Source organism: Halothiobacillus sp. (assembly GCF_027346185.1).
GTDB lineage: Bacteria > Pseudomonadota > Gammaproteobacteria > Halothiobacillales > Halothiobacillaceae > Halothiobacillus.
The window spans coordinates 1-14,129 of sequence record NZ_DAIESY010000045.1 but is presented as its reverse complement, the minus strand read 5'-3'; the positions used below and the strand labels follow the sequence as shown (position 1 = coordinate 14,129).

13 protein-coding genes and 1 pseudogene are annotated in these 14,129 nt (G+C 56.9%); all 14 read left to right on the top strand.

The window, feature by feature from the left end:
• The coding region (locus M7R55_RS03550) for an OsmC family protein (RefSeq protein ID WP_298218570.1) at nt 1-403 on the top strand (403 nt) is incomplete at its 5' end.
• 182 nt (nt 404-585) lie between these two features.
• Nucleotides 586-972, top strand: coding sequence for a hypothetical protein (locus tag M7R55_RS03545; protein ID WP_298218568.1), 387 nt, complete (start codon nt 586-588; stop codon nt 970-972).
• Nucleotides 973-1,048: 76 nt separating this feature from the next.
• Nucleotides 1,049-1,267, top strand: coding sequence for an SHOCT domain-containing protein (locus tag M7R55_RS03540; RefSeq protein ID WP_298218566.1), 219 nt, complete (start codon nt 1,049-1,051; stop codon nt 1,265-1,267).
• An 81-nt stretch (nt 1,268-1,348) separates the two neighbouring features.
• Nucleotides 1,349-1,825 carry a hypothetical protein gene (locus M7R55_RS03535; RefSeq protein ID WP_298218564.1) on the top strand — a complete coding sequence of 159 codons (477 nt, stop codon included), beginning with the start codon at nt 1,349-1,351 and terminating at the stop codon, nt 1,823-1,825.
• Between the two features lie 71 nt (nt 1,826-1,896).
• Complete coding sequence (locus tag M7R55_RS03530; protein ID WP_298218562.1) at nt 1,897-2,253, top strand: hypothetical protein; 357 nt, start codon at nt 1,897-1,899, stop codon at nt 2,251-2,253.
• 87 nt (nt 2,254-2,340) lie between these two features.
• Complete coding sequence (locus tag M7R55_RS03525; protein WP_298218560.1) at nt 2,341-3,645, top strand: TolC family protein; 1,305 nt, start codon at nt 2,341-2,343, stop codon at nt 3,643-3,645.
• Nucleotides 3,646-3,674: 29 nt separating this feature from the next.
• Complete coding sequence (locus M7R55_RS03520) at nt 3,675-4,907, top strand: efflux RND transporter periplasmic adaptor subunit (protein ID WP_298218558.1); 1,233 nt, start codon at nt 3,675-3,677, stop codon at nt 4,905-4,907.
• A gap of 9 nt (nt 4,908-4,916) precedes the next feature.
• Entirely contained in the window at nt 4,917-8,003 is a 3,087-nt protein-coding gene (locus M7R55_RS03515; protein ID WP_298218556.1) for a CusA/CzcA family heavy metal efflux RND transporter, read from the top strand.
• Between the two features lie 57 nt (nt 8,004-8,060).
• Nucleotides 8,061-8,414, top strand: a complete 354-nt coding sequence (locus tag M7R55_RS03510; RefSeq protein WP_298218554.1) for a P-II family nitrogen regulator — start codon at nt 8,061-8,063, stop codon at nt 8,412-8,414.
• Nucleotides 8,407-10,353 (top strand): cation-translocating P-type ATPase, encoded by a 1,947-nt coding sequence (locus M7R55_RS03505; RefSeq protein ID WP_298218552.1) that lies wholly within the window; start codon nt 8,407-8,409, stop codon nt 10,351-10,353. The genes M7R55_RS03510 and M7R55_RS03505 overlap by 8 nt, the downstream gene beginning before the upstream one ends.
• A gap of 19 nt (nt 10,354-10,372) precedes the next feature.
• Nucleotides 10,373-10,552, top strand: a pseudogene (locus M7R55_RS03500) (hypothetical protein); the annotation flags it as partial.
• Between the two features lie 117 nt (nt 10,553-10,669).
• On the top strand, nt 10,670-11,890 hold the full coding sequence (locus M7R55_RS03495; protein ID WP_298218550.1) for an IS256 family transposase: 1,221 nt from the start codon (nt 10,670-10,672) through the stop codon (nt 11,888-11,890).
• Between the two features lie 26 nt (nt 11,891-11,916).
• Nucleotides 11,917-13,182 (top strand): reverse transcriptase domain-containing protein, encoded by a 1,266-nt coding sequence (locus M7R55_RS03490; RefSeq protein WP_366881154.1) that lies wholly within the window; start codon nt 11,917-11,919, stop codon nt 13,180-13,182.
• Nucleotides 13,183-13,782: 600 nt separating this feature from the next.
• Nucleotides 13,783-14,061 (top strand): AF1514 family protein, encoded by a 279-nt coding sequence (locus tag M7R55_RS03485; RefSeq protein ID WP_298218548.1) that lies wholly within the window; start codon nt 13,783-13,785, stop codon nt 14,059-14,061.
• Nucleotides 14,062-14,129: the final 68 nt, after the last annotated feature.

Below are 14,129 nucleotides of genomic sequence, written 5' to 3'. Positions count from 1 at the left end.
GTTCCAATCCATTATCAAATTCGAAGGAGGAGAAACTGTTTTTAAAGTAGATAATCCCACGTTTATGGGCGGCGGAGGCACGCTTCCTGGTCCGATGCATTATTGTCTTTATGGGCTTGCATCCTGCTATACCGGAACATTTGCAACCATGGCTTCCATGCTTGGGATTCAAATAAAAAAACTTACCACACGTGTTGAAGCTGATGTTGATTTTACACGTGTTTTTGGGTTGGGCGACAATCCGGTTATGGAAGAAGTGCGTGTGACTCTTCATATTGTAAGCGATGCGCCGGAAGAAAAAATTAAAGAAGCGGAAGAGCTTGCGCTGCAGAGATGTCCGGTTGTTTTTACTTTGAAAAATCCGGTTAAATTAATTGCCGGTTTAGAAATATCAAAAGGGTAACGGCTAAGGTAATGCAGGCTCTGTAGGTTTTTCTGCAAGAGCCGTCTTTCTTAATGATCTGTATGGCACGGAGGTGAATCATGGGAAAAAGCAAGACTGTTTCAAACGTGGCTGTCCGCGCAGCGGTTGCAATCTGTCTTTCTACAGTTCAGGTGGCCTAGGCTGACGGAAATCCATTCGAGATGCAGACTTTCCAGAAGGGAGGCGCTGCCGGACAGAAACTCGCACAAGGCATGTGCTGTGGTCGATGGGGTGGCATGATGGATGGGCGGTGCGGCGGCATGATGGAAGGCATGATGATGGGCGGAGAAATGCCGCGCGGCGTAGATCCGGCGCAATTGCCGGAACCCCAGTCAGCAGGGGCGCGGCTAGTCAATCAGTATTGCACGCAGTGTCATGGCCTTCCCACTCCTGCTCTGCACAGTGCCCCTGGATGGTCGCCGGTGGTAGGGCGCATGAATGCGCGCATGCAATGGATGAGGCAAAACAATAGCATGGGTATTGCCGCGCCGACTCCAGAGGAATTGCAAGCAATCCTCGGTTATATGCAGATACATGCCGCTAAATAGGAGAGACCCCGCATGATGGCGGTTTCATTGAGGCAGGCGTGAATTTACTCAGTACGTATACTGGAGGAGCCCGTGGATGAATTATGAAGGCTACGGCATGGGCTGGCATTGGTTGGGGTGGATAGGGATGGCGTTTTTCTGGCTGATTCCGATATTGCTGGTGCTGGCGGTGGTGAAGTACCTGATGGGTGATCGTCGCTCGAATGCCCCGGATGGTGAAAGAAAGCCCGACGCGCTAGCAGTCCTGGAGGAGCGATATGCTCGGGGAGACATTAATCGCGAAGAGTACTTATAAAAACGCGAGGACTTGAAGCGGGGTTGAAGGACTCGATCAACACGAGTTCTTTGTTTGATTCAATCATCTAAGGAGACAGAAATGAAGAAGATTTTATTGCTTGCGATGTTGGCCATTCCGGTTTCAATGCCAACTTTTGCCGATGATGCTCAGACTGCTAAAAAAGCTGCTCAGGCTAAGCCATCAGACCAGGATTTCGACAAGAGAATGGTTCAAATTCAGGAGCAGATGAAGCAGATGCAAGCGCAAATGGATAAGATCCGCCAGACCCAGGATCCCCAGGAGCGCCAGAAGTTGTTGCAGGAGCATTGGACTACCATGCAGAACACGCAGGGGATGATGTACGGTATGCGGGGGCCAGGCATGATGGGTTGCTGCATGGGTGGTCACATGATGGGTGGGCATATGATGAACGGCCCGATGATGTGGGGTGATTACCAGCGCCTGACCCCGGAGCAACTGAAACAACGCCAGTACATGATGGATCAGTACATGGGCTTGCAACAGCAAATGATGGAACAGATGATGGATCAACAGGGTTATATGTGGATGCATTGAAGGTAAAATCCACGCCGGGGATCCGGCGTGGTTGCACTTCGATATGATGCTCTTTGAAGACAAGATAAGACATGAATAGATTGATTCGTCGGACCGTTTACCTGCTCATGATTACGCTCGTGATTAATGCTGGCGGCTGGACGTTTAACAAGGAAGCCGTAGCAGATGTGTGGTTCGACGAGCAACGCAGCTTGGCTGCGGCTATGGACATTGATCACTCTCCAACAGAATCCGATGCTGCCAAAGTTGTTTCACCAAAGATTCCTTGCAATCACTGGTGCCACGCAGTCGGTCATTTCGTTGGAATATTTTTTCTGCATTCGACTCTCTTGACTGAGGTCGTCGGCGATTACTTCATTGTCTATAAGCAATCTCCCCTTCCCTCTCTTCCCGAAAGCCACTACCGGCCACCACGACTCCTTTCCTAAGACTTGATCCAAATTGGTTTTTTGATTTTGTCTTGAGTGCGCTCTCGCCACAAGTGAAGTGGCGCACGCATATCGGAAGGAGTTACCGTGCAATTTGCCACTATTTTCTGCACCCTGCGTAGCAGGATGCAGCTGATGTGCCGCCTTATTGGCGTACCGTTCTTGTTTGTATCCGCCTCTCTTTATCCACTTTCAGCCCTGTCGGCTCCGCTCACTTTGGAGCAAGCCTGGAAACAGGCTGAACAAACCAACCCCGCCTTGCGTTCGGCCCGGGCAAATCTTGCGGCGGCTCAAGGTGAGATGACCGATGCCAGTGCGCTGTTGTGGAATAACCCACAGATTTCTACCGAGAGGCGCAGTCGTAATGTTTCACAGACGGGGCAACCGATTGATAGCAAAGATGGAGTGTCAGGTCTGTCCCAGACCCTTGAGATCGCAGGGCAGCAAGGCATACGGCAACGAGCAGCCGAGAAAAATTTGGCAGCAATCCAGGAAAACATCGCTGAAACGAAACGCCAAGTGCATGCAGACGTTGAGCAACGTTTTGTGCAGGTGCTTAGCCTCCAGTTGCGCATCCGGACCGAGGAAGCAATGCTCAAGCTCATCGAAGATGCGGCGACTGCGGTCAGAAAACGCGTCGAGGCTGGCGAAGACAGCCGTCTGGATGGAAATCTCGCCAAGGTGGAAGCGGAACGCGCCCAAAATCAGGTATCCATATTGAGAGAGCAACTTGTGCAGGCGCGTGCCGACCTGTCTGCCCTCCTCCAGATAGCTCCAGATCTAATGCCGGAAGTTACCGGTCCGCTGGACGCTGATCTTCCCTCTTACACGTTGGAGGACTTGCTGGCCAACGCAGCCCATCGCCCGCTTTTAAGTGCCCTGGACTACCGGGAGGGGGTCGCAAGAGATCGGGTTGCGCTGGAACGCGCCTCAATTTACCCGGACGTGACGCTGAGTTTGCGTTATGGTCGCGAGTTGGGTGTTGACAACAAGGTTGCAACCTTAAGTGTTTCTTTACCAATCCCTCTGTTCCGCCGGAATGCGACCGGTATCGGTCGTGCCGAGACCGATCTTACCCAAACCGAAATCGAAAAGCAGGCCGCCTCCCGTGATGTACGCGCCCAAGTTTTCGCGCTGTGGCAGCGATGGGTGGGCTTGAAGACGCGCGTCAAACGGTTAAGCGAATCGGTGTTGCCGAGTCTGGAAGAAAACCAGCATCTATCCTCCATTTCCTTCCGGGCGGGAGAAATTGGGCTATTGCAATTGTTGCTGGTCAACCGCCAGGTGCTGGACGGGCAGCGCGACCTGCTCGACGCCCGTACCGAACTGCGCCTGACCCAAGTGTCCCTGGAAGCGGCGGCGGGATGGCAGCCTGCGCGCGTAGTACGCTGAACATAATCGAAAATCAAGGAATTCATGACATGAAAAGCTCACACAACCAACAAAAACACAACCTGGGGCGATTAGCCTTTTGGTTACTGGTAGGTAGTTTGTCCGCAACCCTTCTTGCAGGGTGCGGCGACAAACCCAAAGCCACGGAGAATGGTGTAGCCGAAACCAAACAGGCAGAACCAGCAAGCAAAAACGAGACAACACCTGCACCGGAAAAACAGGGCGCCGGGAAGTTGCTCACCCTGAGCGCCGAAGAAACCCAGGCAGCGGGCATCAAGGTGCAGAAACTGGAACTTCAGGAAAAAACCGAACAGGTCGTAGTCACCGCCACCATCCAGGCCAACCAGGACCGGCTCGCCCACGTTGCTCCGCGTATGTCGGGCCGCATCGTCAAGGTGAACGCCAGCCTGGGCGACAAAGTGAAGCCGGGACAAACGCTCGCGGTGCTCGACAGCATCGAACTGGGCGAGGCGCGTTCCAGCTACCTTCAGGGGGTGAGCGAGGCAGCGCTGGCACAGGCCGGATTCGACCGCGCACAGCGACTGAACGCCGACAATATTATTCCCGAAAAGGAATTCCTGCGCGCACGCGCCGAGCAGGAAAAAGCACGCGCCGCGTTGCGCGCCGCTGCCGACAAACTGCACATGATGGGGGTAAATCCGGAAAAACTGGCGGGCTCGACGTTCCCGCTCACTGCACCGTTCGCAGGTACCGTGATCGAGAAGAAAGCAGTGCTGGGTGAATTGGCACCAATTGATCAATCCCTGTTTACCGTGGCCGATCTTTCCACCCTGTGGATCGAAAGCGATCTGTTCGAGAAAGACCTGGGCAAGGTCAAGGTCGGCGCCCAGGCCGCCGTCACGGTGTCCGCCTATCCGGGCGAAGTGTTCAAGGGGCGGCTCACCTACATCAGCAGCACGATGAACAAGGAAACCCGCACGGTCAAGGCGCGAGTGGAAGTGCCGAATCTGGGTGGCAGGCTGAAACCGGAAATGTTCGCCACTGCTGCGATAAACACCACAAGGACGGGCGCCAAGGCGCTGCTCGTGCCGGAAGATGCCGTGTTGCTGTTGCAGGGGCAACCGGCGGTATTTGTCGCGGAGAGCGGCGGATTCGAGCCGCGCGCCGTGGAAGTGGGCGAACGTGCCCAAGGGTATGCCGTGCTTAAATCCGGCGTGGCGGCGGGCGAGAGTGTGGTGGTGAGCGGTGCCTACGCGCTCAAAGCCCGACTGCTTAAATCGCAAATCGGCGATGCGGACTAGGAGGCGACCATGTTGAACAAAATTGTTGATCTCTCATTGCGTTACAAGGTGCTGGTGCTGGTGGCGTTCGTGCTGGTGGTAATGCTGGGCGTGAAGGCCTGGCGCGAAGTACCGGTGGATGCATTTCCCGACGTGACGCCGGTACAGGTGAATATTTATACGGAGGCATCCGGGCTGGCCGCCGAAGATGTGGAAAAGCTGCTGACCTTTCCTGTAGAGGGCGTCATGGCCGGCCTGCCGGGGGTGGAGGAAATACGCTCCGTGTCCCTGTTCGGGCTGTCCTATGTCAGCGTGTACTTCAAGGACAACGTGGACATCTATTTCGCCCGCCGTCTGGTAAGCGAAAAATTACAGGAGGTCAAGGGCCGCATTCCGGCAGGCTATGGCGAGCCGGTGCTCGGGGCTAACAGTTCCGGGCTGGGCCAGGTGTTCTGGTACACCATCGAATCGGCCGACAAAAAGCTTTCCGGGATGGATCTGCGCACCCTGCAGGACTGGACGGTGCGGCTCGTGCTGCGCACCGCGCCCGGGGTGGACGACGTCATGTCATGGGGAGGCGACCAGAAGCAATATCAGGTGCTGATCGACCCACAGCGCTTAATCAAGTACGGGCTGACCTTCAAAGAAGTGATGATGGCGCTGACCGCCAATAACCGTCAGGTGGGCGGGCAATACGTCAACCTTGGCCAAGAGCAGTATCTGGTACGGGGATTGGGTCTGGTCTCCAACACCCGGGACATCGGTGGCATCGTCATTACCGAAAGGGGGGGTACACCTATCTATGTGCGCGATGTGGCCGATGTCAAGGAAGCCCCCGCATTGCGTACCGGCGCAGTTACCAAAAACGGGAAAGAGGTGGTGCTGGGGATGGCTTTGCAGCGCATCGGCGAGAACGCCAAGGACGTGGTGGATGCCGTAAAGAAAAAACTAAAGACGGTCCAGCAAGCCTTGCCTGCGGGCGTGACGATCAAACCGGTCTACGACCGCACTGATCTGGTCGACAAGGCGATCAAGACCGCCGAAAGCGCCTTGGTCGAAGGCTCCGTACTGGTGGCCATCATCCTGTTTCTGTTTCTGGGTGAGATCCGTTCTGCAGTAGTGGTCATCATTGCCCTGCCGCTGGCCATGCTGATCAGCTTCATCCTGATGCAGCAATGGGGTTTGTCAGCCAACCTGATGTCCCTTGCCGGGCTTGCCGTGGGTATTGGGATGATGGTGGACGGCGCCGTGGTGATGGTGGAAAACGGCTTCCGCCTGCTTAGCCACAAGGTCGGACAAACAGTCAACAAGACTCATGTGATTTTAGAAGCGGCGCGGGAGGTGATCAATCCGACCGCGTTCGCGATCCTGATCATCATCGTGGTGTTCCTGCCGCTGTTTTCCTTGACCGGGCTGGAAGGCAAGCTGTTCAAGCCTATGGCGCTCACCATCACCTTCGCCATGATCGGCTCTCTGGTGCTGACCATGACATTGGTGCCAGTTATGTCGGCGTTAATCCTGAAGCCCAAAGAGGAGAAAGACACCTTCGTGGTGAAGTGGGCGAAAAGGCTTTATCTGCCGCTTCTGGATTGGGCCCTGGAAAACAAACGCAAGGTATTCGGCAGTGCCTTTGCCCTGTTGATCGTGACTCTCGCGTTATTTCCTTTCCTCGGCAAGGAGTTCATGCCGACCCTGCAGGAGGGGACCATCATGTTCCGCGTAACCAGCATTCCTTCCACTTCGCTGGAGGAATCGATCCGCATCTCCGAGGGCATTGAAACGGCGCTCAAGCGGTTCCCACAGGTGAAATCGGCACTTGCCACGATCGGACGCGCAGAAAAAGGCGAAACGGCGGACGTTAACTACATGGAAATCCTGGTCGACCTCAAGCCTCGCAAACAATGGCCAAAATCGATTTCCTTTCCAGAGTTGACGCAACAGATGCAGGAGGTGCTGGAGAAACAGGCGCCGTCCTCCGTCATCGCCGCCACGCAACCGATCCAGATGCGCGTCGAGGAACTCATTTCCGGGGTGCGCGCCACGCTGGCCTTGAAGCTCTATGGCGAAGATTTGACCACGCTCGATCGTCTATCATCAGAAATCAAGTCTGTGCTGAAAAAAGTGCCCGGTGTGACCGATCTTTCTCTGGAAGCGAACAAGGGGAAACCTCAACTGGTGGTGAAAGTAAACCGCGACGCAGCGGCGCGCTTGGGATTGAACGCCGACGATATCTTGGATGTTGTGCAGGCCGGTATCGGCGGCAAGGCGGTATCCACCCTGATCGATGGTGTGAAGCGCTTCGACATACAGGTGTGGCTTGCGCCCGAATTCCGCAATAGTGTGGAAGCCGTCAACAACATCCCGATCCGAACCCGGACTGGCGCGCTGGTGCCGCTTTCCAGCGTGGCCTCGGTGGAACTGGACGAAGGCTACTCCTTCATACGGCGAGAGCAGCTGCAACGCTATGCCGTGATCCAGATGGACGTGAAGGGCCGCGATGTGGACGGCTTCGTGAAAGAGGCGGCAGACAGGATCAAGCGTGAAGTAAAAATGCCGGCCGGTTATTGGATCGAGTGGGGTGGCGCTTTCGAAAACCAGCAGCGCGCCATGGCGAAGCTCGCCGTGATCGTGCCGCTCACCATCGGGCTGATCTTCATCCTGCTCTATACGGCGTTCAATTCGCTCACCTACGCCACACTGATCATCGCCAATGTGCCTTTTGCCATCATCGGCGGGGTGATTGGGTTGTTCGTCACAGGGCAGTATCTGTCCGTGCCCTCGGCCATCGGCTTCATCGCGGTGTTCGGGGTAGCGATGCTGAACGGGATCGTGCTGGTGTCCTTCCTCAACGACCAGCGGCGGCAGGGGCTGTCGATCAGGGAGGCGGTAAAGCAAGGCGCTGCGCTGCGTCTGCGGCCGGTGCTGATGACGGCGTCAATCGCCATCTTCGGCCTGGTGCCGATGCTGCTTTCCAGCGGCGTCGGGGCGGAGACGCAACGACCGCTGGCGACGGTAGTGGTAGGCGGTCTGTTCACTTCCACTGCGTTGACCTTGCTGCTGTTGCCGCTGATGTATGAGTGGGTGGAGACACGCCGCGAATGCAAACAGGCGAAGTAAACCAGCAGCGTGCGGCCTGAATTGGTCGCACGCAATCACTAAACAGGAGAATCTTCCATGAAAGAAATCAAGGCTTATATACACAACCACCGCATCGCCGATGTGATTCGCGCTGTGAAGGAGTCAGGGCTGTGCAACACGGACGGAACGCTTGGCTGCCGCAATCTTGCCGTCATCCCGGTGCAAAGCCTGCTCAAGGCGGTGGATGCCAAGGAACAACACTATTCTGTCGAATTGGCCGAAGCGGTCATCAACGAATGCAGATTGGAGTTGATCTGTGAAGATCGCCAAGTTGACGAACTGGTGGGCATCATCGATCGTGCCGCCCGCACCGGCCAAGCCGAGGCGGGCTGGATTTACGTCAGCGATATAACTGCTGCGATCCCCATTCTGGGGGGTAGCCATGAGTGAGGAAAACAAAAGTAAAGCGGGCTGCGGCTGCCACGGCGAGGATGGCTTCAGCGGCCCTTGGTGGCGTTTCCCGCCGCTGCGCAACGCCCTGGCGAGCGGTGTGCTGGCTGGAGCGGGATATCTTTCCGCACATTCTGGGCTGATCGGGCATGAGGGCGAAATTGCCCTGTATCTTCTTGCGATGCTGTCGGGCGGCTACTATTGGATACGTGAAGGGTTGGAGGAGCTGATGCGCGAGCGGGCAGTCGGCATCGACATGCTGATGCTGGCGGCCACCGTTGGCTCTGCGCTGCTCGGCCTGTGGGACGAGGCGGCGGCGCTGGTGTTCCTGTACAGCGCGGCGGAAGGCACCGAAGAATACACTTATGCCCGCACCCGTTCCGCCATCCGCGCGCTGCTCGATCTGGCGCCCAAGGAAGCGCGCCTGCTCAAGGACGGGCAGGAAGTAACGGTGCCGGCTGCCAGCCTGCAGGCGGGCGACCGCTTCCTGGTGCGGCCCGGCGAGGCGCTGCCCACCGACGGCATCATCAGCGCCGGAAATTCCAGCCTGGACGAATCGCCGGTGACGGGGGAGTCGGTGCCGGTGGACAAGGGGCCGGGCATGGCCGTGTTCGCTGCCAGCATCAACCGCCAGGGGGCGCTGGAAGTCGAAGCGACGGCAGGATTTGCCGACAATACCCTGTCCAAGATCATCCATCTGGTGGAAGAAGCGCAGGAGCAGAAAGGCAAGGCTCAGCAGTGGATCGAGCGTTTCGGGCGGCGCTATACGCCAGCGGTGCTGGCAGGTGCCGTGTTGTTGCTGGCCGTGCCGTGGGTGCTTGGCCTGCCGCCTGACGATTGGGCACGGCGCGCCGTGCTGCTGCTGGTGGCGGCGGCGCCCTGCGCGCTGGTGATGTCCATGCCGGTGGCGATGGCCGCTGGCATCGGCTCGGCGGGCCGGCGCGGCATCCTGATCAAGGGCGGCGCGCATCTGGAGCATCTGGGCATGATCAAGGTGGTGGCTTTCGACAAAACCGGCACGCTCACGCACGGCAAGCCGGTGGTGACGGACGTCGTGCCCCTGCAAGGTGGCGTGCTGCAAATGATCGGCATCGCCGCCGGGCTGGAGCGCTACTCCGAGCATCCATTGGCGCGCGCCATCGTGGCGGAGGCGTTGCAAAAAGGAGGAACGCCAGTAGCAATGGTAGCTTTTAAAGCGTTCGCTGGTGCCGGCGCACAGGGAGAAGTGCTGGGGGAAACCTGGCATATAGGCAGCCCTTCACTATTTGCCGGTCTGGGCGTAGATCTGTCGCAGGTACAAAAATCGATTGATGACCTGGAAAGCCAAGGTAAAACCGTGGTGCTGCTGGGTAAGCGCGATGGAATTATTGGCCTGATTGCCTTGCGTGATCAAGTGCGTGAGGACGCACGCGAGGCGCTGGCAGGATTGCAGGCACAAGGCATGAGAGTGGTGATGCTTACAGGCGACAACAAGCGGGCTGCAATGGTAGTGGCAAATGCGCTGGGCATAGCCGAGGTGCGCGCAGGTCTTAAGCCGCACGAAAAGGTGGATGCCGTACACGCACTGGAGCGGCAATATGGGCACGTGCTGATGGTAGGTGACGGCATCAATGATGCCCCGGCACTGGCCGCTGCCACCTGCGGTGTTGCGATGGGCGTGGCGGGCAGTGATGCCGCCATTGAAGCGGCAGACGTGGCACTGATGGCCGACGATCTGGCCAAGGTGGGGGATGCCTTGCGGCTGGGCCGCAAGGCCCGGCGCGTGAGTGTGCAGAATATTGTGTTTTCTGTGGTGGTGCTGGCAGTGATGATTCCGCTCGCGCTGAGCGGGATATTGAGCATCGCTTTCACCGTGCTGGTGCACGAGGCGAGCGAGTTGCTGGCGGTGGCGAATGGCCTGCGGGTTGCAAGGCGAAATTATGCAAAAAAGCCATCGTGATCGCGGACGGTCTGCTTTCATCCGCCAGAATTTGTTCTTCGCCTTCGTCTACAATGTATTGGGGATTCCCGTTGCGGCGGGCGTGCTGTATCCGATTTTCGGCTTGCTGCTCTTGCCCGTCATCGCAGCGGCAGCGATGAGCTTCAGTTCGGTGTCGGTGATCGCCGATGCGCTGCGTCTGCGCAGCACGCGGCTTTAGCAAGGAGGTCGACATGTGGGGTCATATGGATGGTTACGGCTGGGGGTGGAGGGTGTAAGAATTTTTGTGTAAACGGTCATTTGGCAGGAAACTGCCGGAATATTGTTAGGAGTGGAAATGACCGTATCAAAAGGATTGCCCGCAGACTTGATCGACAGCCTGCTGTCTGATTACAAGAAACCCGAAGACCTGATTGGCGAGAACGGCCTGCTCAAGCAGCTCACCAAGGCACTGGTGGAGCGTGCCCTGGAAGCCGAGATGGAAGCTCACTTGGGCCACGCCAAGAACGAACCAGTTATCAATCCCGCAGGAAACACCCGCAACGGCAAGAGCCGCAAGACACTCAAGGGCGAGTTCGGGGAGTTGCCCGTAGAGATCCCACGGGACCGCCACGGCAGCTTCGAACCGCAGTTGATCCCCAAGCACCAGACCCGATGGAACGGTTTCGACGAGAAGATCCTGTCGCTCTATGCCCGCGGCATGACGGTGAGGGAGATCCAGTCCCATCTCGAAGAGATGTATGGCGCGGAGGTCTCGCCCACGCTCATTTCCTCTGTGACCGATGCGGTATCTGAAGAGGTCAAGGCATGGCAATCCCGCCCACTGGATGCGCTTTATCCCATCGTCTACCTGGACTGCATCCATGTGAAGGTGCGCGATGCCGGGTCGGTGCGTGCCAAGGCCGTCTATCTGGCGCTAGGCATCAACATGGCTGGAGAGAAGGAGTTGCTGGGCATCTGGATCGCCCAGACCGAGGGAGCCAAATTCTGGTTGCAGGTGGTGACCGAGCTGAAGAACCGAGGCGTGCAGGACATCTTCATCGCCTGCGTGGACGGGTTGAAGGGATTCCCCGAAGCTATTGAGACCGTGTTTCCCAAAACCGACGTGCAGCTTTGCATCGTCCATCTGGTGCGTTACAGCCTGAACTATGTGAGCTGGAAACTGCGCAAGGAAGTGGCTGAAGGGCTGCGGGCCATCTATGCTTCAGCCACGGTTGAAGAGGCTGAACAGCGGCTGGCCGAATTCGAGGAGGCATGGGGCGAGGCGTATCCGCCCATTGCTCAATCCTGGCGGCGTAATTGGACGCGCATCATCCCGTTCTTCGACTATCCATCGGAAATCAGGCGGGTGATCTACACCACCAACGCGATCGAATCGGTGAACATGAGCCTGCGCAAGATAACCAAGAACAGGGGCTCGTTTCCGAGCGATGAGGCATTGCTGAAACTGTTTTACCTTGCACTGAATAACATCAGTCGGAAATGGACGATGCCGATCCGGGATTGGAAGGCTGCGCTAAATCGGTTTACTATCCAGTTTGAAGACCGAATGATGTAGCAGGAGAGAAACCCCGTTTACACAAAATTCGGGACACCCCCAACGGCAAGCTCAGACCGCTTGGCATTCCGAGCCTGCGGGATCGGATCGTGCAACGGGCCATGCTGATGGCGATGGAGCCGATATGGGAGAGCGATTTCCATCCGGCTTCATATGGCTTCAGACCTGCCCGTAGCGTACATCACGCAATTCGCACGGTGAAGCTTCAGTTGCAGGACAGTGGCGAACACAGTGTCTCCGGTCGCTGGGTCATCGAGGGCGACCTCGCCAGCTACTTCGACACCGTCCATCATCGCCTTCTTCTGAAGGGAATCCGCAAACGAATTGCCGACCAGCGTTTCCTTGCGTTGCTATGGAGGTTCATCAAGGCGGGCTGCGTTGATCGTGATCTGTTTCGCGCCGCGAGTGAAGGCGTTCCCCAGGGCGGTGTCATCTCACCCCTGTTATCCAACATCATGCTGCACGAATTCGATGCATGGATGGAAAGGAACTATCTGAGCAAGAAGGTGCGGAAAGATCGGTGGGCGTGGAACTTCGCGATTCTCAAGCAGCGTCCCATTACTGTACGAGAAAACCGGCAGTGGAAACCAGCTATCGCCTACTGTCGGTATGCAGATGACTTTGTGATCGTGGTCAAGGGAACTCGTGAACATGCCGAGGCAGTGCGCGAAGCATGCCGCGAGTTCCTCGAAGGCAAATTGAAGCTCACGCTGAATATGGAAAAGACCCATATCACCCACGTGAACGACGGCTTCGTCTTCCTCGGTCACCGGATCATTCGTAAGCGCGGACCACGCGGCCGCATGCGGCCGGTGACGACCATTCCGTGGGAAAAGTATCGGGGCTTCGCCGAGCGGTTAGTCAAACAACTGTCGGGCAACTACGGCATGAACCGGATGGACCTGATGGACAGCCTGAATCGGCAGATTGCCGGCTGGGCCGCCTTCTATCAATACACTGACTACACGGCCACCATGTTCAGAAAGCTGGACCACACGGTCTTCTGGAAATTCGGATACTGGCTCGCGCGCAGGTATCGGCGCGGGTTCAGGACGCTGATGCGCGACTACGTCCGGGCGCCGGAGCCGGGACGGGCTGCGACATGGGTGCTGCAGGGCCAAAACAGTCGCGGTTGGTATGGGTCGGTGGCGCTTCGGCGTCTTGTTACCAGTCGGAAGGGTCAATTCAGGTGGCGTAGCCCGTCGGAAAATCCGTACATCATGCGCAATGAGACACGCAACACCATCGAATCGCGCTATGCCGATGTCGCCTTTGCTATGAGCAACGCTTGAACGGAGAGCCGGATGCGCTGAAAGGTGCAAGTCCGGTTCGGGGAGGAGAGGCAGGGAGATAGCTCGACTACGCCCTGACTCTTACTCCACTTTCCACTGACGAAGGCTGGCTACCAACGTGCCGAACGAGAAGCTAGCAACCAGCTATCAGGACTGCTTAGTCAACACCTTGAATTGGTATCGTCAGGAGGCCTCGAAAACGAACCTCGTGTGCGCAAACGAGCAGTATTACCTGCTGCGAAACGGTCACCACACTTGTTGGCAGCAGACGAACTGTGATGCGTTCATTGAAGGGGCCGTAAAGCTCTGGAACGAATGGTAGTCAACGGATTGGTTTGGTTAATCTTGCAAGACGCGTTTTTTGTATGCTGCGACGATATCGACCAGGCAATCCCACACCAGGCGCGTTCCGCGAGTTGAGCGAATAATCGAATTCACACCCTCAAGGTCCTTGCGCTACTATACTGGTTCAGAAAGCATACTCGGGTTCGACTGCGCGGATGGAATCGAACTGATGTGATGGTTAACCGGAATATGGTGACAGCGCCAACTGAAGGCAAAAGCCAGAGGGACGACTGACGGCAACATTCTGATCCTGCAATGTTCCGCACCAATCCGCACACTTCCGCAATCGCATTACAGGCGCGGTTTGAACCCGATGGCGACTACACCACCAACAATACCCCCAAGGGTGTCCAACGCCGTCCAAGTGACGGCGTTTTTCATTCATGCTTTTGGCAAAACGCGCGCGAATGCCACAGGGCCGGCGCCATCCCCGGCTACGCAGACTATGCGCTCATTCACGGCGCTACGTTGAGGGAGAATGTCGAAGGAGGTCGCTTCGTATTCTTTGAACTCGCCAGCGCACACCTGGATTGAACCACCGCCCCAACCACAGCCCGGAAGTGCCTGCCCCTATCCGGAAAACCGCTGAATAGCGGGTTTCT

Coding starts and splice junctions, on each gene's coding strand:
- M7R55_RS03545 (WP_298218568.1), top strand. CDS start 586: ATGCAGACTTTCCAGAAGGGAGGCGCTGCCGGACAGAAACTCGCACAA.
- M7R55_RS03540 (WP_298218566.1), top strand. CDS start 1,049: ATGAATTATGAAGGCTACGGCATGGGCTGGCATTGGTTGGGGTGGATA.
- M7R55_RS03535 (WP_298218564.1), top strand. CDS start 1,349: ATGAAGAAGATTTTATTGCTTGCGATGTTGGCCATTCCGGTTTCAATG.
- M7R55_RS03530 (WP_298218562.1), top strand. CDS start 1,897: ATGAATAGATTGATTCGTCGGACCGTTTACCTGCTCATGATTACGCTC.
- M7R55_RS03520 (WP_298218558.1), top strand. CDS start 3,675: ATGAAAAGCTCACACAACCAACAAAAACACAACCTGGGGCGATTAGCC.
- M7R55_RS03515 (WP_298218556.1), top strand. CDS start 4,917: ATGTTGAACAAAATTGTTGATCTCTCATTGCGTTACAAGGTGCTGGTG.
- M7R55_RS03510 (WP_298218554.1), top strand. CDS start 8,061: ATGAAAGAAATCAAGGCTTATATACACAACCACCGCATCGCCGATGTG.
- M7R55_RS03505 (WP_298218552.1), top strand. CDS start 8,407: ATGAGTGAGGAAAACAAAAGTAAAGCGGGCTGCGGCTGCCACGGCGAG.
- M7R55_RS03495 (WP_298218550.1), top strand. CDS start 10,670: ATGACCGTATCAAAAGGATTGCCCGCAGACTTGATCGACAGCCTGCTG.
- M7R55_RS03485 (WP_298218548.1), top strand. CDS start 13,783: ATGTTCCGCACCAATCCGCACACTTCCGCAATCGCATTACAGGCGCGG.